The 22477-nt window shown below is 60.3% G+C and carries 19 protein-coding genes and 2 tRNA genes; 7 read left to right on the forward strand and 14 right to left on the reverse strand.

Annotated features, from left to right (window positions below; genetic code table 11):
* A partial coding sequence (locus ACMLHZ_RS08180) for a GntP family permease (protein ID WP_418667263.1) occupies positions 1-1182 on the reverse strand: 1182 nt, incomplete at its 3' end.
* Between the two features lie 443 nt (positions 1183-1625).
* Here ACMLHZ_RS08180 and ACMLHZ_RS08185 point away from each other — a divergent pair.
* Positions 1626-2432 carry an IclR family transcriptional regulator gene (locus tag ACMLHZ_RS08185; protein WP_418667264.1) on the forward strand — a complete coding sequence of 269 codons (807 nt, stop codon included), beginning with the start codon at positions 1626-1628 and terminating at the stop codon, positions 2430-2432.
* 54 nt (positions 2433-2486) lie between these two features.
* Here ACMLHZ_RS08185 and ACMLHZ_RS08190 read toward each other — a convergent pair whose 3' ends face one another.
* The 8 genes from ACMLHZ_RS08190 to ACMLHZ_RS08225 form a co-directional block, all read right to left on the reverse strand.
* Positions 2487-3842, reverse strand: a complete 1356-nt coding sequence (locus ACMLHZ_RS08190) for an MATE family efflux transporter (RefSeq protein ID WP_418667265.1) — start codon at positions 3840-3842, stop codon at positions 2487-2489.
* A gap of 51 nt (positions 3843-3893) precedes the next feature.
* A complete protein-coding gene (locus tag ACMLHZ_RS08195) occupies positions 3894-4550 on the reverse strand; it encodes a pentapeptide repeat-containing protein (RefSeq protein ID WP_418667266.1) in 657 nt (218 codons plus the stop codon).
* A gap of 172 nt (positions 4551-4722) precedes the next feature.
* Positions 4723-6177 (reverse strand): rhamnulokinase, encoded by a 1455-nt coding sequence (locus ACMLHZ_RS08200; protein ID WP_418667267.1) that lies wholly within the window; start codon positions 6175-6177, stop codon positions 4723-4725.
* Between the two features lie 31 nt (positions 6178-6208).
* Positions 6209-6916 (reverse strand): class II aldolase/adducin family protein, encoded by a 708-nt coding sequence (locus tag ACMLHZ_RS08205; RefSeq protein WP_418667268.1) that lies wholly within the window; start codon positions 6914-6916, stop codon positions 6209-6211.
* 58 nt (positions 6917-6974) lie between these two features.
* Complete coding sequence (locus tag ACMLHZ_RS08210; protein WP_418667269.1) at positions 6975-7553, reverse strand: RpiB/LacA/LacB family sugar-phosphate isomerase; 579 nt, start codon at positions 7551-7553, stop codon at positions 6975-6977.
* A gap of 23 nt (positions 7554-7576) precedes the next feature.
* Positions 7577-8230 carry a D-sedoheptulose-7-phosphate isomerase gene (locus ACMLHZ_RS08215; protein ID WP_418667270.1) on the reverse strand — a complete coding sequence of 218 codons (654 nt, stop codon included), beginning with the start codon at positions 8228-8230 and terminating at the stop codon, positions 7577-7579.
* 13 nt (positions 8231-8243) lie between these two features.
* Positions 8244-9230, reverse strand: coding sequence for an ROK family protein (locus tag ACMLHZ_RS08220; RefSeq protein ID WP_418667271.1), 987 nt, complete (start codon positions 9228-9230; stop codon positions 8244-8246).
* 7 nt (positions 9231-9237) lie between these two features.
* Positions 9238-11688: an alpha-mannosidase gene (locus ACMLHZ_RS08225; RefSeq protein ID WP_418667272.1), complete on the reverse strand. Its 2451-nt coding sequence runs from the start codon at positions 11686-11688 to the stop codon at positions 9238-9240.
* A 286-nt stretch (positions 11689-11974) separates the two neighbouring features.
* Here ACMLHZ_RS08225 and ACMLHZ_RS08230 point away from each other — a divergent pair, with 286 nt between their 5' ends.
* The 6 genes from ACMLHZ_RS08230 to ACMLHZ_RS08255 all read left to right on the forward strand — a co-directional run bounded on the left by ACMLHZ_RS08230 (position 11975) and on the right by ACMLHZ_RS08255 (position 19728).
* The gene (locus tag ACMLHZ_RS08230) at positions 11975-13243 is read left to right on the forward strand and encodes an ROK family transcriptional regulator (RefSeq protein WP_418667273.1); all 1269 of its coding nucleotides are present in this window, start codon (positions 11975-11977) and stop codon (positions 13241-13243) included.
* Positions 13233-14138 (forward strand): alpha/beta hydrolase fold domain-containing protein, encoded by a 906-nt coding sequence (locus tag ACMLHZ_RS08235; RefSeq protein ID WP_418667274.1) that lies wholly within the window; start codon positions 13233-13235, stop codon positions 14136-14138. Before ACMLHZ_RS08230 ends, ACMLHZ_RS08235 begins: the two co-directional genes overlap by 11 nt.
* Positions 14139-14383: 245 nt before the next feature.
* The gene (locus ACMLHZ_RS08240) at positions 14384-16444 is read left to right on the forward strand and encodes a family 78 glycoside hydrolase catalytic domain (RefSeq protein WP_418667275.1); all 2061 of its coding nucleotides are present in this window, start codon (positions 14384-14386) and stop codon (positions 16442-16444) included.
* A gap of 67 nt (positions 16445-16511) precedes the next feature.
* A complete protein-coding gene (locus ACMLHZ_RS08245) occupies positions 16512-17819 on the forward strand; it encodes an ABC transporter substrate-binding protein (protein ID WP_418667276.1) in 1308 nt (435 codons plus the stop codon).
* Positions 17820-17965: 146 nt separating this feature from the next.
* A complete protein-coding gene (locus ACMLHZ_RS08250; RefSeq protein ID WP_418667277.1) occupies positions 17966-18880 on the forward strand; it encodes a carbohydrate ABC transporter permease in 915 nt (304 codons plus the stop codon).
* On the forward strand, positions 18877-19728 hold the full coding sequence (locus tag ACMLHZ_RS08255; protein WP_418667278.1) for a carbohydrate ABC transporter permease: 852 nt from the start codon (positions 18877-18879) through the stop codon (positions 19726-19728). Before ACMLHZ_RS08250 ends, ACMLHZ_RS08255 begins: the two co-directional genes overlap by 4 nt.
* Before the next feature lie 85 nt (positions 19729-19813).
* Here ACMLHZ_RS08255 and brnQ read toward each other — a convergent pair whose 3' ends face one another.
* The 5 genes from brnQ to ACMLHZ_RS08280 form a co-directional block, all read right to left on the reverse strand.
* Positions 19814-21187 carry a branched-chain amino acid transport system II carrier protein gene (gene brnQ / locus ACMLHZ_RS08260; RefSeq protein ID WP_418667279.1) on the reverse strand — a complete coding sequence of 458 codons (1374 nt, stop codon included), beginning with the start codon at positions 21185-21187 and terminating at the stop codon, positions 19814-19816.
* Between the two features lie 187 nt (positions 21188-21374).
* Entirely contained in the window at positions 21375-21656 is a 282-nt protein-coding gene (locus ACMLHZ_RS08265; protein ID WP_418667280.1) for a hypothetical protein, read from the reverse strand.
* Between the two features lie 145 nt (positions 21657-21801).
* Complete coding sequence (locus tag ACMLHZ_RS08270; RefSeq protein ID WP_418667281.1) at positions 21802-21978, reverse strand: CopG family transcriptional regulator; 177 nt, start codon at positions 21976-21978, stop codon at positions 21802-21804.
* Between the two features lie 131 nt (positions 21979-22109).
* Positions 22110-22196 (reverse strand) — tRNA-Leu (locus tag ACMLHZ_RS08275).
* Positions 22197-22243: 47 nt separating this feature from the next.
* Positions 22244-22318: transfer RNA gene (locus ACMLHZ_RS08280), tRNA-Gly, on the reverse strand.
* Between the last annotated feature and the right edge of the window lie 159 nt (positions 22319-22477).

The following is a 22477-nucleotide window of genomic DNA, read 5'->3' on the forward strand; positions in this document are numbered from 1 at the left end:
AGCCATTGCCAGATACACAGGGTGGACGGGCACATTGGCGGACATAGTCGCCATAATGGTCATGGCGGTGATGCCGGCCACGGTACCGGAGCCCTGGGCCACACGGAAGATGAACCCAATGAAGTAAGCGAACAGGCACATCATGATCACGTTGCCGGGGTTGATGTGCAGGGTATCAAGCAGCGCCTGGCCAATGTTGGTGGCCGCAATCACGGCGCCGAACGAGCCGCCCGCGCCGGTAATGGCCAAAGCCACGCCCGCGGTGCCCAGGGACTTGCTGGCAGAAACCTCAGCGGCCTTGAAGCCGATGAACTTCCAGGCGATCAGGTACGCGCTCAGCGCGCCCATCAGCAAGGCAAAAATCTTATTGCCCAGCAGAGCCACGATCACATTATCGCTCCCGGTGGCAGCAACCACCGTGCTCACCATAATAAACACCACGGGCAGCAGCAGGGGGATCAGCGAAACGATGAACGGGGGGCTGGGGAGCTCTTTGCTGTTGGCCTCATGCTCAGACAGATTCTTGAGCACGTCCACCTCATGGTTCACGTCCTTTTCCTCGTTGAAAAAGCCGTGATCCAGAATCTTGGTGTACACAAACAGGGTGGCAAAGGTGGCGATCAGGCCGATGATCAGGCCGGCGATGATCTGGGTGCCCAGGCCGTAGCCCAGAATATCAGGTGCGGCCAGGGGGTTCGGCGTGGGGGGCACCAGGGTCTGGGCCACGCAGTCGCCGATGATCAGCGAACCAGCCACATACGCCATGGGCTTGTTGATCTCCTTTGCAACAGCAATGCCGATGGGGATCAGTATGATAAAGGTAATATCAAAGAATACGGGAATGGCCAGCAAAAAGCCTGTGCCGGCCAGCGCCCACAGAACATATTTTTTGGGAACAGCATGCACCAATGTGGTTGCGATCTTTTGGGCGGCGCCCGAATCGCTCATCAGCTGGCCCAGCAGAACGCCCAGGCCGATGGGCAGGCCGATGCTGGTCATCATGTTGCCAAAGCCCGAAGCGATGGTATCCATGGTGGGGATCACTCCCAAACCGCAGGAAATGCCCATGTAGGCGCTGGCGATGACCAGGCTCACCATGGGGTTGAGTTTGGGGATCAGGATCAGGCCGATGATCAGCGCGATCGAGATTGCAAGGTTCAGTACCAAAAATCCGCTCGACATATGTATGTCTCCTTTCTTTCCAGCAGGTCCACTCTCTCAATGTTTCCTCAAAAGCATTTGCCGTTGCTGGCACGGCCGCTTTAAGTTTTTCTTTTGCCGCCGTGCATTATCCCTTTCGGGAATACCCGGCGCCTCCTCCTGCCCTCCTCTCTTCCATTCTCACAGATTGTTCGTATATAAGAACCATAAACCTATATACGAACTTTATGTTTCAAGCATAGTCCTGCATTCATAAATTGTCAATAAAAAACGCGTTCCGAAGTACATCTTTGTATGTTTCACTTATTTCGCTTCATCTTTTTTGTGCAAATTGTTCACACCGGGCCGCTCTTCCTTTTATTACTGGACAATCCCCTTAAAAACTTATATAATTCTATAAAGATAAAATATGGCTGCCCCAATTTTTTCTGTTAAACCAATTAAAAAGACCGGAGATCGCTTCTATGCCAATGCCCACCGAACATCATGCCACCAGCCGCGTGCTGGACGTACTGGACTTGCTGGCCTCAGCCGATGAACAGGGCTATACCTTGACCGAGATCGCCGCCCGTATCGGTTCTCCAAAAAGCAGCCTCTTTCCAATCCTGCGCACTTTGTGCAGCCGCCGTTTTCTGGTGTGCGACGCCGCCACCAACCGCTATACCATTGGGCTTGGCGCCTATGCCGTGGGCTGTGCCTTTTTGTACAGCCAGACCCTGCTGGATCATCTGCACACCGAGATGCACACCGTTGCACTTGCCTGCGGCGAAACCTGCCAGCTGGGCGTGCGGGATAAGAGGGATGTGCTGTACATCGCCAAGGAAGATTCTTCCCAGCCGATCCAGCTCATCAGCCATGTGGGCAAGCGCCTGCCTCTCTACGCCACCGCCTTGGGCAAGGCGCTGCTTCTGGATGCTTCTCCCGCCGAACTGGAAGCGCTGTACCCCACATCGGAAGGCCTGGTGGCGCTCACCAGCCACACCATTGTAAACCGGGATCAGCTTTTCCGCCAATTGGACCAGATGCGCGCTCAGGGCTACGCCACAGAGTACGGCGAGGGCGACGACAACATCTGCTGTCTGGCCGTTCCCTTGCGCCAGAGCGGCCGCACCATGGCCGCCCTGAGTGTAAGCATGCCCACCTTCCGCAATGTGGAGGGCAAGGAGGCCCTGGTGCACGGCAAACTGCTGGAAGCGCGGCAGAACATCGAAACTCTGCTGCTGCAGCCAGACATGGCGGCAGAGTTCAAACAGCTGCTTGCCCAGTATTGACATTGCACAAAAAAGCGCGCTGCCCTTTTCCCGGGCAGCGCGCTTTTTTTATTTTCACATTTTCTGGTGCCGGGTCATTTTATTCAAAAACACCACAAACATGACCGTCAGGATCATCCCTTTGCAGATGCTGGAGATGGAAATGCTCCACCAAATGCCCGAAAGCCCAAGCGCCGTTGCACTGAGCGCCAGCGCCGCCGGAATGCGCAGCGCGGTGAACACCGTGCTCAGCACACTGGCGGGCAGGGTATGCCCAAAGCCCGCATATGCCCCCTCCACCAGGATCTCCCAGCACATAAACAGCTCCGAAAAGCCCAGGATCACCAGGTAATCCACCCCCATGGGCAGTACCTGCGCCTCCGGGATGAACAGGCGGAAAATGGGGGCTGCGCAAAACACCAGCAGGCAGGTGCACAAAACACCCCATACCGTCATCAGCGCAAAAGCGGCCTTAAAGCCCTTCCGCGCCCGCTGCAGGTTTCCGGCGCCGTAATTCTGCCCGATAAAGCTGTTCACCGCGGCCGCAAAGCCGTCAGCGGTCATCCAGCTGATCGACTCGATCTGGCTACCCACCTTCTGCACCGCCACCGCGTTGTCGCCCCAGCCCGCCACCATGCGGGCGATCACCATCGAGATCAGCGGGAACAAAACGTTCATCACCGCCGAGGGCCCGCTGATGCGCACAATGGCCTGCAGTTCCTCTTTTGCAGCAAGGCGGCGCAGCTGCACATGCGGAAACAGCCGCTGCTCCCGCGCCGCATAGCGCACAAGCACCCCAAACACCACCACCTGTGCCAGCACGGTGGCCGCCGCCGCGCCCGCCACGCCCCACCGGGGAAACGGTCCCACTCCAAAAATCAACATGGGGTCCAGCACAAGGTTCAGTCCCAGGCCGCAGCCCATGGCAAAAAAGGGGGTCCGGCTGTCGCCTGTGGCATTGATCACCGCCACCAGCACTTGGTTGATAAATGAAAAGAACATCCCGGCCCCCACAATGATCAGGTAAGCGCGGGCCTGGGCCACCACTGCCGGGCTGTTCAGGTTGAAAAAGCCGATCAGCGGCGCAGCCCCCAGCGTGAGCAGCAGGGTAAAGCCCACCGCCAGCGCCGCGCCCAGCTGCAAGGCGGCCGCGGCGTAACGGCCGGCCTTTTTCATATCCCCCGCGCCGATGCTCTGGGCCACCAGCACCTGCCCGCCAATGCGGGCCAGGATCACCAGCCCGTTGGAAAGCCACATGAACATGCCCGCGGCCCCCACAGCGGCCACGGCGCCTGCCCCCACCCTGCCGATCCAAAGCATATCGATCAGGTTGTACGCCATCTGGATCAACTGGGAGCCCATGATGGGCAGCGCCAGCGCCGTGAGCGATCTTGTAATGCTGCCCTGCAGCAGGTCTATCTGTTTTGCCATGATTCCTTTTCCTCTGTCATCCTTCTCCGGGCTCCTGCCCAGGCATTTCTTTCATCGCACCACCACACCCAGCACCCGCGCAAGGTCTGCGGCCTGCTCCACCGTGACCACGGCGCCCCGCAGCTCCGCGCCGCCGTCGCTCACCGTTACCCCCTCAAACCGGCTGGTGGTAAAATCCAGCCCCGCCAGCGGCGTGCCGAAAAAGCTTGTTTTCACGAAGGTATCCTCGTTCACCGTGAACGCCTTGTGCCGGCACTCGCTGAAATAACTCTCGGAAAAATCGCTGCCGCAAAAGCGGGCCTGTTCAAGGCTCGCCCCTGTGAGGTTCGCCCCCACAAGAGTGCAGTTTTCCAGCACCATATGCACCAGGCGGCAGTCTGTAAAAACAGCCCCCATGGCCTTGATCCCCTGCCAGCGGCAGCGGCAAAAATAAACGCTTTCGGCCCGCACGGCGGAAAAATCGCAGTTTCTGAACACCGTGTCCAAAAACGTGGCACGCGAAAGGTCGGCCCCCGTAAACCGGCAGCCGGAAAATTCACACCGCTCAAAGCGCATGTCCCGCAGCTCCTCGCCCGAAAGCTCCAGCCCGCAAAACCGCCAGTCGGTCACCGGTTCCTCGGTGGCCCGGGCCATGTCGATCAGTTCTTCGCCCCGCTCGGCCTGTTCCAGCCGCGCGGGAAGCGCCGGCGGCAAAATATGCTGTGCCACGTGTGTTTCTCCCCTTTTTTGCTGATTGCACCAGTGTAACATACCCGTTCGCAAAGCGCAAGGCCGCCCGGTCATTCCGGGCGGCCTTGCGCCGATCCTGCCAAAAAAGTATAAAACACGGCCGCAGAAAAACAAAGGCAATGCGTCGGCCTGTGAGGCATGGGCTTCCGCTTTATCGGTAAGGGCCGCAGCGTGCCAACAAGGGGCAAAACCGTTCGTAGGCTTCATCCCACTCAGCCATGCCCTGGGGCGGATACTCCGCCAGCTGCTGTGTTTGGGCCACAAGCGCGCGCCCGGCGCCAAGGTCTTCCAGCGCGCCCAATGCTGTGAGCTGAATCAGGATATTCCCCAGCGCCGTGGCTTCCACCGGCCCTGCCACCACGCGCAGCCCCGTGGCCCCCGCCGCCATACGGCATAAAAGGGCGTCCTTTGTGCCGCCGCCCAGAATGTGCAGCGCCTCAAAGCGTTTGCCCGTGGCGGTTCTGAGCTGGTCCAGCGCAAAGCGATACTTCAGCGCCAGGCTCTCGTAAATGCAGCGCATCACCTCGCCCACGGTTTGCGGTATGGATTGGTGCGTTGCCGCGCAATACTCCCTCACGCGGGCCGGAAGATCCCCCGGCGGCGTGAATGCCGGAGCGTCCGGGTCAATGAAGCAGCGCAGCGGCGCGGATGCAAGTGCAAGGCGCTCCAGTTCCGCATAGGAATATTCCTGCCCCTGCCGCCGCCATGCCCGGCGGCTTTCCTGGATAAGCCACAGGCCCACAATGTTTTTAAGATAGTTCACCCGGCCGTTCGCTCCCAGTTCATTGGAAAGCCCCAGACGCATGCTTTGCGCTGTGAGAACCGGCGCATCCAGCTCACAGCCCAGCAGGCTCCATGTCCCGCAGGAAAGAAAGGCAACATTCTGCGCCTGTGTGGGCAGGGCCGCCACCGCGCATTGGGTGTCGTGACCCGCCACAGCCACCACCTTTGCACCGCATTCAAGCGCCCCCACCACCGTACCGCTGGGCACAGTGGGTAAAAACAGCCGCTCCGGCAAACCAAAGGCGTCCAATATCTGTGCGTTCCATTTCCCCGCCGGCAGCGTCAGCAGCTGCCCCGTAGCGGCAGTGCTGCGTTCACATGTTGTGCTGCCGCACAGCGCGTGGGCAAACAGATCCGGCATAAACAGCAGCTTATCCGCCTGCCTCAACAGCTCCGGCTGCTGCTTTTTCAGCGCCAGGAGCTGGAACAGTGTGTTCATCGGCAGGATCTGTGTGCCTGTTCCCGCATAAAGTTTCTCCGCGTCCATCACCCGCATTGCCTGTTCTGTCATGCCGCCGGTGCGCGCGTCCCGGTAATGCACCGGATCCTCCAGCAGATGCCCGGCTGCATCCAGCAGGCCAAAGTCCACCCCCCAGGTGTCAAACCCCACGCTGTCAAATTTCCGGGCCTTCTCCAACCCCACCCGCACCTCGCCCATCAGCGCAGCAAAATCCCAGCGCAGGTGGCCGTCCGCTTGTCTGGGGCGGTTCTCAAAGCGGTGCACTTCCCTGCAGCAGATCGCCGCGCCGTCGTACACCGCTTCGATGGCACGCCCGCTGGAAGCGCCGATGTCAAAGGCCAGAACCGTCGTTTTTTGATTCATCGTGCCATGCCTCTTCCTTCCGTGCCCGTTTTCATGTATCTGTGGGCGCGCCGCACTCCCGGCGCGGATATTTTTTGTATCCGGGGTGGCGGCCGGTCACGCGGTAAAAGCTGCGCAGCCCGATCAGCTTGTCGATATTTTCCCGGCTGATATCATAACTGCCGCCCAGAAGGATGGCGTTGATGGTGATCTTGGCCCACAGCTCCAGGCTTTCCATTCGGTAAAAGGCCGTCAACACATCGCTGCCCAGGGCCAGCGCGCCATGGTTTTCCAGCAGCATCACGTCGTGCTTTTCCAAATACGGCGCAATGGCGTCCGGCACCTCGCTGGTACTGGGGGTGCCGTAAGGCGTCAGCGGCACGCTGCCAATGGCCGCCACATCCTCGATCATGTTGTACATATCCATGCTGCGGTGCGCAACGGCAAAGCCCGTGGCGCCGGGCGGGTGCGCGTGGATCACGCTCCACACATCCTCCCGCTTTTCATAGCAGCGCAGGTGCATTTTGATCTCGCTGGACGGGCGCAGCCCCTCGCCGGCCTCCAGCACATTGCCCTGCGCGTCAATGCGCAGCAGCTTCTCCGGCGTGATAAAGCTTTTGCTCATACCCGTGGGCGTTGCCAGGAACGTGCCGTCCCCCAGTCTTGCGCTCACATTGCCGTCGTTGGCGGCTACCCAGCCCAGCTGCCACATTTTGTGGCACACATCGCAGATCTGAAGTTTTATCTCCTGCAGGTCCATAAAACACCCTTCCCTAAAATATCATGCGCGGCCTTTTCCACCAGCCTGGCGCCGGCTTTCAATAGGCAAGCCCCTTCGGTTCCGCGCCCAAAGGAGCCGTGCCGGGGTTCGGCAGCGAAAAACCATTCGCCTTGTATGCTTCGTAATCAAATTTTTCCAGTTCGTCATAGCCGAGCTTGTGATACTCGTAAAAGCCTTCCCACTCTTCATACCCGTCGCCCAGCTTGTGCTCCAAAAAGGCGTCCGCCATGGCCATGCCGGTGCGGGGCGCCACATAAAAGCCGCCCATTGCCATCACATTGCAATTGTTCGCCGTCACGCACCGCAGGGCGGCCGGCACGCTTTCCACCACCGCGCTGTGAACATGCGGGCATTTGCTGGCGGCAATGTGAATTCCCATTCCCGTGCCGCAGAACAGCAGTGCACGCTCAAACTCACCCTCTGCGATCATGGCGCCAGCGCGCAGTCCAATGCGGTGATACATCTCCGGCGTGCCCGTATCCTGCGCCTTGGCCCCCACATCCGTCACATGCCAGCCACGCTCTTTCAGGTGCCGGACCACCGCATCCTTTAATTCCATTCCTGCAAAATCGGCCGCCACCAACACATATTTGTCCTTTGCCATTTTCATCGTCATTTTAAACGCCTCTCTTTCTCACTTTACGCCCCGGCCGCGCCCGCAAAACAGCGGGCTTCGGCCATGGCACAGATCGCATGGTAAACCGGCAGCGTGTATTCCTGAATGCGGTAAGTATCGCGCGAGGGCAGGCACAGGCACACGGTGCACAGTCGTGCCAGCTCGCCCCCTGTTTCCCCCGTAACGGCAATGCTCGGAAGGCCCAGTGCGCGCGCTGCGCGCACCGCGTTGACCACATTGGCCGAATTCCCCGATGTGCTGAGCGCCATCACCAGGGCTTTTCTGCGGCTTCCGTATCCATACACCTGCTGCGCATAAACAAGCTGCGGGTCCACGTCGTTTGAAAAAGCGGAAAGCAGCGCGCTGTGGCTTACCAGGGAAACCGCCGGGATCGCCCCTTGTAAACGCTCGCCCAGCCGGATCCCGGCTTCATCCTGTCCAAACCGCTCCTTTTCCTTTTGCGGTAATGGGCGTGCGCTCAAAAAGCCCTTCATGAGCTCCCCCACGATGTGATCCGCGTCCGAAGCGCTTCCTCCATTGCCGCAGGCAAGAACCAGCCCCCCCTGCTCAAAGCATTCCACCACCAGATCCGCCGCCTGTATGATCTGTTCGCGCTGCGGTTCCAGCCTGGGATACCGCTGCAGCAGAGCGTTCAAAACATTTTCGGCAGTTTCCATTGTCGTCTCCTCCTTACTGCGAAAACGCCACCGAGAGCGCCGCATAATCCCCCAAATGCTCGCCCAGCGCCGACGGCACAACGCGGCATGCCTCCACGCTGCGCATAAGCGCTTCGCGCCGCAGCACCGCCCGCGCATGGGGCCAAAGCAGCTTGCGGCTGCGCGCAAAAATGCTGCCGATCACGATGATCTCCGGGTTGAGCAGGTCCACAAGCACCGCAAGGCCTTTGCCCAAATTTTCGCCGCACACACGGTAAACCTCGGCTGCAACAGGGTCGCCCTTCTCGGCGGCCTCCGCCACATTTTTTGCGTTCAGGCTGTTCAGCGCTGCAAAATCCGGGCAGAACGAGGGGGGCTGCCCCTGCTGCAGCTTTTCCACCGCGATGCTCCGCGCCAGTTGTATCAGCCCGCCCCCGCTGCAAAAGCCTTCAAAGGATCCCGCCTTTCCGTATCCCACCGGGCCATTGGCCTCCAGGCGGATATGCCCCACCTCTCCCGCCATGTTGCTGATACCGTTGTACAGCCGGCCGTCCAGGATCAGGCCGGCCCCCATGCCCGTGCCGAACGTAAGAAATATCACATTCCGGCAGCCGCGCGCCGCGCCGAAACGCCATTCCGCCAGCGCGCACGCGTTCGCGTCATTTTGCAGGTGGGCCGGAATACCGTAGCGCTCCTGCAGCAGCTCCACGATCGGCACGCCGTCCCAGCCGTATAAATTGGGCGGGTTGAGCACAACGCCCTGCTCATGGTCCAGGGGTCCGCCGCAGCTTATGCCGATCCCTGTTACCTGACCGGCGTCGACCTCTCTTTCAAGCAGCAGGGCATCCACAGCTGCATACAAACGGTCCAGCGTGTACTGAAGCCCCTTTTCCGGTTCGGTAAAAAAGCATTTTTTCTCTAAAATGAACCCGTCGTCCGCCTGGGCCGGGATGCTTCCCTTTCCCAACAGCACGGCGCACTTGGTCCCGCCGATGTCCACACCGATCGAATATTTCTTCATCGTTCACTCATTCCTCGCTTTGTTCGGCCCCGCGCTCAATGAGATTTGTTTGCTCCGCGGCCACGCCGCCTGTCGGATCAAGCCGCCAGGTGCGGATCTGGTGCGGCGCAAACGCCGCGTTCAATGTTTGGCGGAACAGGGGCAGCTCCAGCCTTGCCTGCGCCGCCGCCCCTTCGCTCTCATATGCGCGCAGGATATACCCGCTGCCCCGGTGCGCGGGCTTGAGGGCCGTCATCACAATCTTTTCCGGCAATTCTGCGCCGCTGTACCTCTGCGGCAGCGGCCCCGGGTGAAAGGTTTCGGGTATTTTTACCGGCGGCTGCGCCAATTCCAGCGCGCGCCGCGCCATATCCGCCCCGCGCCAATCGCCGCCATGGGCGACCAGCACGCAGCAAAATTCCTGCCAGCCCTGGTCCACCCAGTCATGGTCCTCCACGCTCCCGTTCAGCTGAAACGGCGCGTGATGGGCATACGCCGGGCTTCGGCACACCGTAAGCGCAAGCTGCCCTTTCCGGGCGCTGGCCGCGTATTTTCCGCCTGCCAGCACGGCAAGCCCGCAGGTCTGCCCGCCGGCCCTGCCGCTCAGGTCCGCCCAGTTCTGCATGGGCTGCTCCAGCCCATCCAACGGGCGTTCCACCTGCCCGAACTGCTGCCCGTACACCGCGCGGGCCGCCTGCAGGCCTGTGGGGAACAGCAGCTTGCAGCAGGCCCTTTGCTCAAGCCACAGCAGGCGCACCTTCATATAAAGCCGCGCATCGCCCGCAAGCAGGGTGAAATCCTGTATAATGCGGCAAGCGCCGCAGCTGCTCACGGTGCGCACGCGCTGCAGCACGGGCCCGTTTTCCCTGACCTTCACGCTCTCCAGTGCAAAGGTCTCCTCCTGCGTGCCGATCTCCTTTGCCCCGTGCCCCCAGGTGTCGGTGAGGTCGCGGTAAACGGCAGCCTGTGCACACGGCCCGCACAGCGGCTGGGCGCCGCACATTTTTTCCGTCATTTCGCAGGGCAGGCCCGTGGCCTGATCAAACACAACGCGCAGGAATTCATTTTCCAAAACAGGCGTCTTTCCGGGCCGGCCTGTGGGTCCCTGCGCCCCGCCTGCCCCTGCGGGAAGGAGGCGATACGTCTCCCAACCCAGCGGCGGAAGCTCGGCAATAAATGCCGCACACTGCCTTTCCTCCAATTGTGCGGCCGTTGCAACAAACTGGCAGGGGCTCATCCCGCCCCCGCTGGCCACCGCGCCGCAGGGCTGCGGAAAGCCCGGGTTCCCCCAGGACCCGCGCTCATGTGTAACAAGCGCGCGTACTGGCCAGGGGTGCGGGTTGAACAGCACCAGGGGCACGCAGCCGTCCTCGTAAGGGATATGGATCCGGAACGAGAGCTCCTGAAGCACGCGGTTTTCCTGCCGGTGCGCCGTTTCGGCGGCGCCGCCCAATTCGCTCAGCGCACTTTGATATACCGCGGGGATCGCGCACCCGGCAAGGATGTCGTGGAATTGGTCAAACAGCACGGTCCCCCAGGCGTTTTCCAGGGCGGGGTCCGCCTGGATGCCAAGCACGCCGGCTCCCAGCGCGGCAAATTTTTCCGCCCGCAGAAGGGCGTTTTCGGCCTGGTAATTGGCCGCCTTGATGCCGGAATGGGCGCTGTAGCAGCCCGGCGCGTGGTGCTGCAGCTCCCCCTTATGCACCGGCAGCTCTTCTGCCCGCCTGCGCTGCGCCTTAAAAAAGGCGGCAGGGCTGCTCATTCCCATTTCAAAGCCCGCAGGCGCTGTTTGTGGCCGCAGCAGGGTCTCAATGTTGCGCCTCGTCGGGCCGCCGCCGTGGTTCCCCACACCGTAGAACAGCATAAAGGCCGGATTTTCCGGTTCCTCTTCAAATTGCTTTGCGCATTCCGCAATGTGGGCCTCCAGGTCAAGATTCGCGCTGTAGTTCTGCGGAATGCGGTATGCCATCACGCGGCAGCCATCCGGCCCCTCCCACCAAAAGGTACTTCCCGGCAAGGTTTTTTCATGGGGGCCCGGCCGCAAAAACACATACGCGTCCATTCCGCTGCCGCGCAATATCTGCGGCAGCGCTCCGCTGTGGCCAAAACTGTCCACGTTGTAGCCCACCGCGGCGGTCGTGCCGAGCGTTTCCCTGAAATAGGTCTGGCCCCAAAGGCCCTGGCGTACCAGGGCCTCCCCGCAGGGCAGGTTGCAGTCCGGCTGCACCCACCAGCCCCCGCAGATCACCCAGCGCCCTTTCCTTATATAGGTGCGGATGCTGTCCAGCATCTCCGGCTCCGCTTCCTCCAGCCAGGCATAGTACTGCGCCGAACTGGAAGTAAACACAAAACCCTCATATTCTTCCAGCCGCTGCAGGGCCGAGCGGAAGGTCGCCTTCACCTCTGCGTAGCCCTCCTGCCACGGCCAGAGCCATGCCGCATCCAGATGCGCGTTTCCGATGGCATATATCTTTCGCATATGCTCTCTCCTTTGCCTTTGCTCTTTTTATCCAACGGCAGAGTCCATTTGATAAAATCAGTGTATCATGTCGGTTTGATAAAATCAACACTGTTTACTAAATAGAATAAAATAATTTTATTTTACGGCATAACGACCGCTTATCTCAATTTTAATTGTCATTTTTTCACAAAATTGACGTCAATAAATAATTACTATTGACTATTGTACTTTGCCTGCACCATGTGTTATAGTTTATGTAAACCAAGTTTACTAATGGTTTCAGGCAAGGAGATTTTGATCGCTTATGACTGTATCACAGCCTCACAACAAAGCGGGCGCCAACATCCGGGATCTCAAACAGCAGAATCGCGCCCTCATATTAAAGCACATCGCCCTCACGCGGGGGCTCAGCCGCGGCAAGCTGGCGCGCATCGTCGGTCTGTCCAAAATGGCCGTGGGCAACCTGGTATCGGATCTCATTGCCATGGGGCTGGTGGAGGAATGTGAAACGCCTGCCGCGAACGGAAATTACGGCCGGCGGCCCATTATCCTGCAGCTCGCCGCCGCCTCGCCCTGCATCTGCGGCATGCTGGTAAAGCGCGGCTTCTTCCAGGTAATCCTGGCCGATCTGGGCGGTGCGGTGCTGCACCGCCGCGACATCCCCTTTGAGGGCGGTATGGATCAGGAGCAAATGCTCGCACTGCTGCTGGGCGCCTACGATGCGCTCCGCCGCGAGGAACCGCGCCGTGTGCTGGCCGTGGGCATCGCGTCCGTCGGCCCTGTGGACGCCGCAAGCGGGGTCCTGCTCACCCCCCCATCCTTTTATGGTATCAGCAATGTCCCGCTTGCCCAGCGCGTGCAGGAACACACGGGTCTTCCCGCTTTCCTGATCCACGACGCCAGTGCCGGCGCGCTGGCTGAAAAGTTTTACGGCGGGCAGAAAAGCACCGATAATTTCATTTATTTGCACATTATGAACGGTATCGGCGGCGGGTATGTTCTGGATGGCCGGCTCTACGACGGCGATTCCGGTCAGTCCGGCGAGATCGGGCATACCAGCATCAACTTTATGGGGCCGCGGTGCAGCTGCGGCAATGTGGGCTGCCTGGAATTATATGCCAATGTGCCGCAGATGCGCCGGCGCATCACCGAACTCCTGCCCCTGTACCGCAGCTCCGCCATGCCCGCGCTGGGCGGCAGCGACCAGCTCACATGGCTGGACATTGTGGACGCCGCCAACCATAAAGAGGCCGCCGCCGTAGCCGCCCTGGAGGAATTCTGCGGCTATTTGGCTTATGCCGTGGCCGCCAACATCAACCTGTTGGACCTGTCCTGCATCGTGGTGGGGTATGAATCCTCCTCCCGGGGAGGGATCGTGGAAAAGCTCCTGCAAAGCAAGATCGCCGCCTGCTCCCGCCATAAAAACATCACGGTGCTGCACTCGGGCTTTGGCGGCGACGCGCCGCTCATCGGTTCCATCGCGTGCGTGGCGCAGCGCGTGTTCGACCTCTCGCTGCCCTTGCTGCTGGACGAACCCGCACAGAAAGAGGGGCAAGCCGGCCATGCCCAGTGAAGCATTCGACCGGTTTATGGGCGCGCTGCGCTCCGCCCCGTGTGAAAACCCCAATCGGGTCGGCCACGCCGCCCTGCGCGCTTTGCAGGATTCCCGCATCCCGGAGAACGCCCTGCCCTGCCCGGAGCTTCAGCGGGAGCCCTGCGAGTTGAACGGCGTTCCCTGCGAATGGCTGCGCCCTCCCGGCGCCCCCCGCCAGCGGGCGTTCCTCTACATCCACGGCGGCGGGTGGTCGCTGGGCACCTTAAAAACGACCCGCCTGTTTTTGGCCCCCATGGTGCGGCGCATCGGCCTGAATGCGGTGAGCGTCGGGTATCGCCTGATGCCGGAGCACCCTTTTCCGGCCGGTCTCGACGACTGCCTGGCAGCCTATACCGCCCTTTTGGAACAGGGCTTCGCCCCCGATGATCTGGCGCTGGTGGGGGAATCAGCCGGCGGCAACCTGGTGCTGGCCCTGGCCCTTCGGCTGAAGGACGAGGGGCTTCCGCTGCCGGGCAGGCTTGTGGCCATGAGCCCCGTCACCTATGCGGACACGCTGGAGGGCTCGCACACCTCCCTGATCCCGCTGGAGCACATCCTTGCGGACGACAGCTTCGTCGTAACAAAGGCCGCCCGGCTGTACGCCCCCCACACACCGCCGGAACACCCTTATATTTCCCCACTGTATGGCGCGCTGGGGGGCCTGCCGCCCCTGCTGATCACGGTCGGCACCGACGAGATCCTGTTCGACGACGCCCTGCGTTTTTACCAAAAGGCCCGGCTTTCCGGCGTGGACGCCACCCTGCTGGTGGGCGACCACATGGTCCACTCCTGGCCCATTTTTTCCGAACGATTTCCCGAGGCGGCCCAGGCGGTGGGGCAGATCTCCCAATTTTTGCAGGGCCGCACCCCTTGATCCGCGGCGCCGGGCCGTGCACCGCCTTTGAAAAAAGGCGTTTTATTACATCGACTTAGTAAACTCTGTTTAAAATATTCAAACCGGAAGGGGGACGCGAAATGTTTGGGCCCGCACAGTGGATCTGGTGCCCCGGTTTATCGGGGATGAATCTTTACGCGGATTTTTTCACGCCCTTTTCTGTTTCGGGCGCAGGCGATCCGCTTTTATTACATATCAGTGCGGAGCACCAGTACGCGGCATTTGTGAACGGCAAATTCGCCGCCTCCGGGCAGTACACCGACCTTCCGCAAAGCAAGGTATACCAGACGCACGATATCTCGCCCGCTGCAGCGCCGGGCGAAAATCAGCTTTGGGTCCGCGTTTATTATCAGGGCACAGACAGTCTCACCTGGCAGGCGGGCTGCGCCGGCCTTCTGTTCGCCATTGAACAGGGCGGGGCAGTCGTCTGCGCAAGCGGCACCCAAACGCTGTGCGCCCCAGCCCCCGCTTACGACGCCCTGGGGGTGGCGCGGCTCACGACCCAGCTGGGTTTCTCGTTTACATATCACCAGCAGCGCGAATGGCCGGCCCCGGTCCCGCACATTGCGCTGTGCCGTGCCGTGCCCGCTCCCCGCACCGGCAGCCTGAAGCCGCGCGCTATTCCGCATTTGATCCTGCGCGCCCCCGCCGCGGCGGCTGTGCAAAGCCAGGGCGTGTTCTTTTCCGGGCCGCCCGGCCGCACGCCGGGCGATGCCTGCCAATACGCCGCACTGGCCTATCGCGAGTGCGAAGATCTCTTCCGCCGGGCCGGGCGCCCCGCACTGCCCGATGCGCGCGGCCTTTCGTTCGAAGCGGCCGAGGGGGACGGCGTGTATCTGCTGCTGGATCTGGGCAAGCCGCTGTGCGGTCTGCTCACGCTGGAGCTGGACCTGCCCGCCGGCACGCGCGTGGATGTTGCCTTTGGCGAGCATTTGGAGGACCTGCGCGTCCGCAGCGGGGTCGGCGGGCGCAGCTTCTGCGCCCTCTATTACGCGGCAGCGGGGCGCCGCAGCTTTACCCACTGGTTCAAACGGCTGGGCGCGCGCTATCTGCAGCTTTATATCCATGCGCGCAGGGGCGCCGTGCACTATGCCGGGCTGCGCCCTGTCGAATATCCCGTGGACCCGCGGCCTCAGCTCGCCTGCGGCGACCGGCTGCACACCGCTGTTTTTAGCGCCGCCAAAGCAACGCTGCACAACTGCATGCACGAGCATTTCGAGGATTGCCCCTGGCGCGAGCAGGCATTGTACGCGATGGATTCCCGCCTGCAAATGCTCTGCGCCTATTATGCCTTCGGCGAATACCGCCTTGCACGGGAGAGCATCCGCCTGCTGGGCCAGAGCCTTCGGCCGGACGGCCTGCTGGAGCTGTGCTCCCCCGGAAAGGACCGCGTCACCATCCCCAGCTTTACCCTGGCGTGGCCCTGCCAGCTGGCGGACTATGTTCTGTTCAGCGGCGACGTGGCCTTTGGCGAAGAGATGCTGCCCACCGCGCTGCGCATCGCACAAGCAGCGCTGGAGCGGGTGGCGGCAAGCGGCCTCGTTCCCGCCTACACCCAGCCCGGCTGCTGGAATTTTTACGAATGGTCCCCCGGGCTGGACGGCGGCGAGATCCACCGCACCGCACCGCTCCCGGCGCGCTTCGACGCGCCGCTCTCCGCCTTTCTTATTCTTGCGCTGCAAAGCATTTCACGGTTGTGCGGCTGGCTCAGCAGGCCGGATGCCGCAGCAGGGCTGGACGCCGCGGCGGATCGCCTGGGCGCGGCCCTGGAAGCGTTCTGGAACGAGAGCGCCGGCTGTTACGCCGCCTACCTTTCCCCCGGGGGCAGCCGCACCCATTATGCCCAGCTCACCCAGGCGCTTATCCTGTGCAGTGGGGCCTGCCCCGCGCCCAGGCGCAGCGGGCTGGCACGCCGGCTTTTTCAGGGCAAGGGCCTTTTGCCCCTCACGCTCAGCAGCTGCTTTTTCCGCTACGAGGCGCTTTTGTCCGAAGATGGGCTCGCCCCGGCTGTGTTTGACGAAATTGCGCGGCGATGGGGCGGCATGCTGCTGAACGGCGCGCGCACCTTTTGGGAAACAGAGCGCGGCGCCGAGGATTTTCATCGCGCCGGCAGCCTGTGCCACGGGTGGTCTGCCATCCCCATCTATTTTTACTTCGCCTATGGCCTCGGTATCCGCCCCACGCAGCCAGGCTTTTCTGCTTACGTCGTCGCCCCTGCCCACACCGGCGTCTCCTTCCCTTCCGGAAGTGTCCTCACGCCCGGCGGGCTGCTCTCCATCCCGTAACAAAAGGGCCCGGCTTTGCACCGCCCCTTTTGCGATATCACATCCATTTCCAAAAAGGAGGAAAATTATGAAACGCACAAGATTCATGGTCGCAGCATCTCTTGCACTGGCGGCAGCCATGGCGCTTTCCGGCTGCTCGTCCGCCCCGGCGCCCGCTTCCGCTTCTTCCCCGGCTTCCGCGCCCGCTTCTACCCCCGAGGGCGAAAAAACGCTTGTCTACTGGGCGCAGTGGAGCGAGAACGAGGACGGCGTTGACGTGCTCAAGGACGCCATCTCCCGCTTCGAGGCCAACAACCCGGGCTACAAGGTACAGGTGAACTGGGCCGGCCGCGATGTTCGCGACATTCTAAAATCCAGCCTCGACTCCGGTGTACAGATCGACATTGTGGAGAGCGGTTTTGGCAACATCGCCGCCCTGGGCGCCGACTACCTGCAGGATCTGACCCCCTATATGGCGGGCAGCAGCCTGGAAGCCTCCATCTCCGGCGGTATGGCCGGATTCACCAAAGATCTCGCACCGGACGGCGAATCCTGGTATTACGTTCCTGCCCGCCCCTTTGTGGGCACCTTCTTCTACAACAAGGCCATCTTCCAGGAGGCCGGCATCGACACCATGCCCGCCACCTGGGCCGAATTCCTGGATTGCTGCCAGAAGATCAAGGACGCCGGCTATGACCCCATCACGGTGGACGATGCCTACCAGCAAAGCATGTACGGGCATTACCTCGCCATGATGAAAGGCACCGATTGGGTGACCCAGCTGCTGACCGAAAAGAACAGTGAACTCTGGAACGACCCCGCCGTTCTGCAGATGGCCGAGGACTTTGCCGAGCTGCGTGAAAAGGGCTACCTGGCGGCATCCGTGGGTTCCAACGTATTCCCCGCCGCGCAGAACGGCGAGTTTGCGCTGGGCACCGCCGCCATGTACTACAACGGTTCCTGGCTTCCCAACGAAGTGGCCGACATCACCGGCGACGATTTCCAGTGGGGTGCAATGTTCTTCCCCGCGCCGGAGGGTTCCATCTACCCCTACACCACCTACACCACCGGCTGCCAGTTCTATGCCGTGACCAAGGCCAGCCAGTATCCCGAGGCCGCTTTCAAGCTGCTTGAGGAGTTTTCCTCTGTGGAAACGCAGACTGGCCTGGTCGACAAAGTGGCGGCCATGCCCATCATCAATGGCGTTCCGCTGCCTGAAAAGCTGCAGTGCGTGGGCGAACTGATGGAGGCCAGCACGGATGCGTTCGTGTGGGGCGGCAGCTCCGAGGAGGACGGCGATATCCGCGCCATCATCAACGCCGCCTTCACAGACCTGGTCGCCGGCAACACCACCCCTGAGCAGTTTGTAAAAGCCATCCAGTCTCAAATGGCATAAGAGCGGCAAGCCCGATGCGCCGGCTTCGAAACTCCAATCTTCTTCGCCGCGCTGTTTAAAAAGCAAATAGACCGAGGGGGCTGCCGCAGGGAAGACCCGCACTCAACTGCGGCGGCCCCTTCCGCTTGTAAAAGAGGATAAAGGCATTGAGCAGTAAAAAACGAAACCGAAGATTTATCTGGCTCTCTCTGGGGCCCGCATTGCTGTGTTTTTTGGTAATGTTCGCCTATCCGCTGCTGCGAACGATCCTGATGAGCCTGCACAGTATGCCCGGCATCAGCAGCCGCATGTCGGACTGGACATTCGTTGGCCTCGACAATTTCACAGAGCTGTTTCACAACAGCGTATTTCTGGCCTCGCTGCAAAATGTGGGCAAGATCTGGCTGATCGGCGGGATATTGACCCTGGCCTTTGCGCTGCTGTTCGCCGCCATTCTTGGCTCCGGCGTCAGGGGAAAGCGCTTTTGGCGGTCGGCGATCTATCTGCCCAATACCATCTCGGTGGTCGCGCTGGCCACCATGTGGCTGCAATACGTGTTCCAGAATAAATTCGGTATGCTGAAAACGCTGTTCACCTTTCTTGGTCTGCACGATCTGGCCAAGATCAACTGGACCTCCCCGCGCTACCTCTTTTGGGCCATGCTGATCGCCAGTGTGTACAGCAGCGTGGGCTATTTCATGCTGATTTTTTTATCCGGCATCGAAGGGATCCCCCATGAGCTGTACGAGAGCGCCCGCCTGGACGGGGCGGGCAGCTGGCAGCAATTTTGGCATATCACCCTTCCGCTTATCCGGAACGTGTTCCGCACCTGCATCACCCTGTGGACCATCAACAGCGTCAACTATTTTGCCATGGCAAAAATGTTCTCTTCCCGCATGAACCTGCGCACCATCACACCGGTCTATTATCTTTACGATAAAATCTTCGGCACCGCCGCCTCCGCAAGCAGCGTCCTGAACGTGGGGTCCGGCGCAGCCGTGGGCATTCTGGTGGCAATTTTGGTCCTGGTCACCCATGTAATCATGAACAAGCTGTTGAAAGAGGAGGCCTACGAGTATTGAGAAACACATTTGCGAACGCCAGATACCGCATCTCCAAAGCGCTTCGCTATCTCCCCCTGATCGTATGGGTGGCTTTTTTTGCGGTCGCTTTTGGCTGGATCCTTCTGGCCTCCTTCAGCACCAACCGGGAAATTTTTTCAAATGGGCTGCTGCACAGCGGGTTCCATTTTGAAAATTACCTGAACGTGTGGCAATACAACAATGTGGGGCGCTATTTTATCAACAGCCTTCTCTGCACCGGTATCCCCTGCACGCTCATCATCCTGATCTCCGCACCGGCAGCCTATGTGCTTGCCAAAAAAACGTTTTTCGGCAAAAAAGTCACCTTTAACGCCTTTGTCGTCGGCATGAGCGTTCCGCAGGTCATGGTCGTCATTCCCCTTTACTGCTGGTTTGTCCGGGCCGAGCTTGTGGGGCATTTGGCAACCCTTCTTATTTTGTATACAGGTATGAACGTGCCCTACACCGTGTTTTTCCTCACGTCGTTCTTTACCACGGTCCCCAGCTCCCTGGCCGAGGCCGCAATGATCGACGGCTGCACCGAGACAAAGGCCCTGTGGAAGGTCATGATCCCCCTGGCCTCGCCCGGTATCATCACGGTAACGATCTTCAACTTTATGGTCATCTGGAACGAATACTTCATGGCCCTGATCTTTGCCAACGGCAACGACGAGATCCGCACCCTTTCCATGGGGCTGCAGAACATCATTACCGCCATGACCTATACCGGCGATTGGGCAGGTCTTTTCGCGGCCGTCATCATGGTGCTTCTTCCCACCCTGGTGCTGTATCTGTTGCTTTCCGAAAAAATCGTGTCCGGCATCACCAGCGGCGGCGTCAAGGGATAAGCTTCCGTCCCGCACCTCCAACACTGTACAGCGCAGGGCCGCCCGGTCATCCCGGGCGGCCCTGCGCTGTACATTCTGTTAAACCTTAGTTGGCCCTGGCTCCCGCCCTGCCGGTTTTGTGCAGCACAAAACCGATCACAAAGCCCACCGCCGCCGGGCAGACCCACCCCAGGCCCAGGCCGAACAGCGGCAGCCAGCGCCCCGCAAACTCCACCGCGGCGTCCAGATGCAGCGCCGCGCTCACGGCGGCGGGCAGCGCGCCGGCCAGCGCTTTTGCAAAATCGAACAGCGCCGCCGCCAGGGTAAACCCGGTCACCCAGCGGTATACCCTGCCGTCGTTCTGATACACCCTGCCCAGCAGCGTCAGCAGGATCAGGGTGATCGCCAGCGGGTACAGGAACATCAGCACCGGCAGCGAGTAGTTCAAAATCGCGTTCAGCCCCACGTTCGCGATCAAAAACGACACGCTGCAAAAGCCGATTGCCCATACTTTATAGCTAAAGCGCCCCGGAAACAGCGCTTTAAAGGTTTCGCCGCAGCTGGTAATCAGCCCCACCGAGGTCTTGAGGCAGGCAAAGGTAACGGTGAGGGCGAGAATCAGCCCACCCGCCGTGCCGAAATAATGCCGGGCGATCACGGCCAGCGCCTCGCCGCCGTTCGCGCTGGCCGGGTAGGCCCCCCGGCTCTGGGCGCCCACCAGCGTGATGGCAATGTAAATGGCCGCCATGATCAGGCTGCTGAAAACGCCCGCCTTCACCGTGCTGGCTGCCACAGCGCCGGGCTGCCGCACCCCCAGCCCCCGCACCACATTCACCACAATAATACCGAAGGCAAGCCCGGCCAGGGCGTCCATCGTGTTGTAGCCCTCCAAAAAGCCGGTGGAAAAAGGCGCCGCGGCATAGGCGCCCTGGGGGTCCACAGCGCTGATCGCGCCCGCGGGCCGCAGCAGGGCTGTGATTACCAAAATACCAAGGCAGGCCAAAAACAGCGGGTTCAGCACCTTGCCCACCCAGGTAAGGATGTTGGAAGGCCGCAGCGAAAACCACAGCGCCGCACCGAAGAACAGCAGCGAAAAAACCAAAAGCGGCAGCGCCGCGCCCTGCTGCTCTCCCAGCAGCGGCTGCACCCCCACCGTAAACGAAACGGTTGCACAGCGCGGAATGGCAAAAAACGGCCCGATGGTCAGGTAGAGCGCGCAGGTAAAAAATATGCCGTAGCCCCCGCTTACCCGGCTGCTCAGTTCCGCCAGGCCCCCGCACCGGCTCACGCCCAGGGCCGCCACCGCCAGCAGCGGCAGCCCCACGCCGGTGATTAAAAAGCCCCCAATGGCCTGCCATACGTTGTGTCCCGCAAGCTGCCCCATGCTGGCCGGGAAAATCAGATTCCCCGCCCCAAAAAACAAGCCGAACAGCATGCTGGCAATGGTGATGTATTCGCCAAAACGCAATTTCTTTTCCATGGTCCCTCCATCCTTTCCGCAAGGCCGCACTCCGCAGGATACTGTCAAAAAAGTATGAATTTGATTATACCATGTAAAATGCATTTGGGCAAACTGCAAAAGGGCTTTTTCCGCGCAGCAAAGCCCCTTCCCGTTTGCATGCTTTGGGGAAGGGGCTCTGCCGCAGATGGCGGGCCTTTATAAGGGATCAGCCCACCCCTTGGTAGATCAAAATTTCCAAAAAGGCAGACAGCACGCCCCGCTGCTCTATCAGTTCAAAGTTCATGCCGTCCTCTTCCCGGTAAACGCGCAGCGCCTGCAGCACCGCCATCCGGTTGCCCTCGTCCGGCTGCACCCTCACCGCGTACTCCGAGCTGTTGATCGCCAGGTTCACGGTATAACTCGCTTCCAGCGGTTCGGCTTGCGCCTGCGCCGCCAGGGCGCTGTGCAGCCGCTCAAACGCCCGCTGCTCCAATTGCCGAATGACCATATAGCATTCTTCCTTTCCATTGTGGCCCGGCACTGCTTGAAAGGGTCTGCGGCGTATGGTATAATATTTACGCTGCACATGCTTTCAAGCGTGTGTCGGTTTGGGGAAGCGGTGCGCGACTTTTGTGATGTAGGCACCGCTTCCTTCATTTTTTGAGATCGCCATGCATCTTGCTAATCCCCTGCCGCACCACTTCTGCTTTCGATACTTCCATCTCTTCACTACATTCCTCCAGCTTTCTGGAAGTGTCGTTATCAAGGCGGATCTTTAATACAATATCTTTGGGATTATCTGTTGGACGACCTAGCTTTTTTTCGCCCATTGTTCGCCTCCTTTTTGTGGGCCGTTAATGCAAGTATATATTACCGGCCCACAAATGTCGAGAGTTTCTTTAATTATAGTATAAGACAAGAAAACCCCCTTGCAGAATTGCATTCTGCAAGGGGGTTTTCTTGGTGCGGATGAAGGGATTTGAACCCACACAGTGTTGCCACCACTAGAACCTGAATCTAGCGCGTCTGCCAGTTCCGCCACATCCGCATAGAAAGCCTGCCGGAGGAGCAGTCGCTCCCCCTGCCTGCCTTTTTTGGAGCAGGTGATGGGAGTCGAACCCACGTCCTCAGCTTGGAAGGCTGATGTACTAGCCGTTGTACGACACCTGCGCACCGGCTGCGAGTTGTATTATAACACAGCCTCCGCCAATTTTCAAGCCCGTTTTTTGTTTTTTCGCCCCGCCCGGCCCCGCCTTTTGCACAAACCGCCTCCGGGCTAAAAAAGGCTTCACAATCGGGATTGTTTTCGTTCAAAAAATAGAACTTTTT

It is taken from the genome of Allofournierella sp. (assembly GCF_048388525.1).
In the GTDB taxonomy this organism is placed as follows: domain Bacteria; phylum Bacillota; class Clostridia; order Oscillospirales; family Ruminococcaceae; genus BQOK01.

Excerpts from the sequence above, each read along its gene's own strand:
- ACMLHZ_RS08185 (WP_418667264.1), top strand. The coding sequence starts at position 1,626 with ATGCCAATGCCCACCGAACATCATGCCACCAGCCGCGTGCTGGACGTA.
- ACMLHZ_RS08190 (WP_418667265.1), bottom strand. The coding sequence starts at position 3,842 with ATGGCAAAACAGATAGACCTGCTGCAGGGCAGCATTACAAGATCGCTC.
- ACMLHZ_RS08200 (WP_418667267.1), bottom strand. The coding sequence starts at position 6,177 with ATGAATCAAAAAACGACGGTTCTGGCCTTTGACATCGGCGCTTCCAGC.
- ACMLHZ_RS08205 (WP_418667268.1), bottom strand. The coding sequence starts at position 6,916 with ATGGACCTGCAGGAGATAAAACTTCAGATCTGCGATGTGTGCCACAAA.
- ACMLHZ_RS08210 (WP_418667269.1), bottom strand. The coding sequence starts at position 7,553 with ATGACGATGAAAATGGCAAAGGACAAATATGTGTTGGTGGCGGCCGAT.
- ACMLHZ_RS08215 (WP_418667270.1), bottom strand. The coding sequence starts at position 8,230 with ATGGAAACTGCCGAAAATGTTTTGAACGCTCTGCTGCAGCGGTATCCC.
- ACMLHZ_RS08220 (WP_418667271.1), bottom strand. The coding sequence starts at position 9,230 with ATGAAGAAATATTCGATCGGTGTGGACATCGGCGGGACCAAGTGCGCC.
- ACMLHZ_RS08225 (WP_418667272.1), bottom strand. The coding sequence starts at position 11,688 with ATGCGAAAGATATATGCCATCGGAAACGCGCATCTGGATGCGGCATGG.
- ACMLHZ_RS08230 (WP_418667273.1), top strand. The coding sequence starts at position 11,975 with ATGACTGTATCACAGCCTCACAACAAAGCGGGCGCCAACATCCGGGAT.
- ACMLHZ_RS08235 (WP_418667274.1), top strand. The coding sequence starts at position 13,233 with ATGCCCAGTGAAGCATTCGACCGGTTTATGGGCGCGCTGCGCTCCGCC.
- ACMLHZ_RS08245 (WP_418667276.1), top strand. The coding sequence starts at position 16,512 with ATGAAACGCACAAGATTCATGGTCGCAGCATCTCTTGCACTGGCGGCA.
- brnQ (WP_418667279.1), bottom strand. The coding sequence starts at position 21,187 with ATGGAAAAGAAATTGCGTTTTGGCGAATACATCACCATTGCCAGCATG.
- ACMLHZ_RS08265 (WP_418667280.1), bottom strand. The coding sequence starts at position 21,656 with ATGGTCATTCGGCAATTGGAGCAGCGGGCGTTTGAGCGGCTGCACAGC.
- ACMLHZ_RS08270 (WP_418667281.1), bottom strand. The coding sequence starts at position 21,978 with ATGGGCGAAAAAAAGCTAGGTCGTCCAACAGATAATCCCAAAGATATT.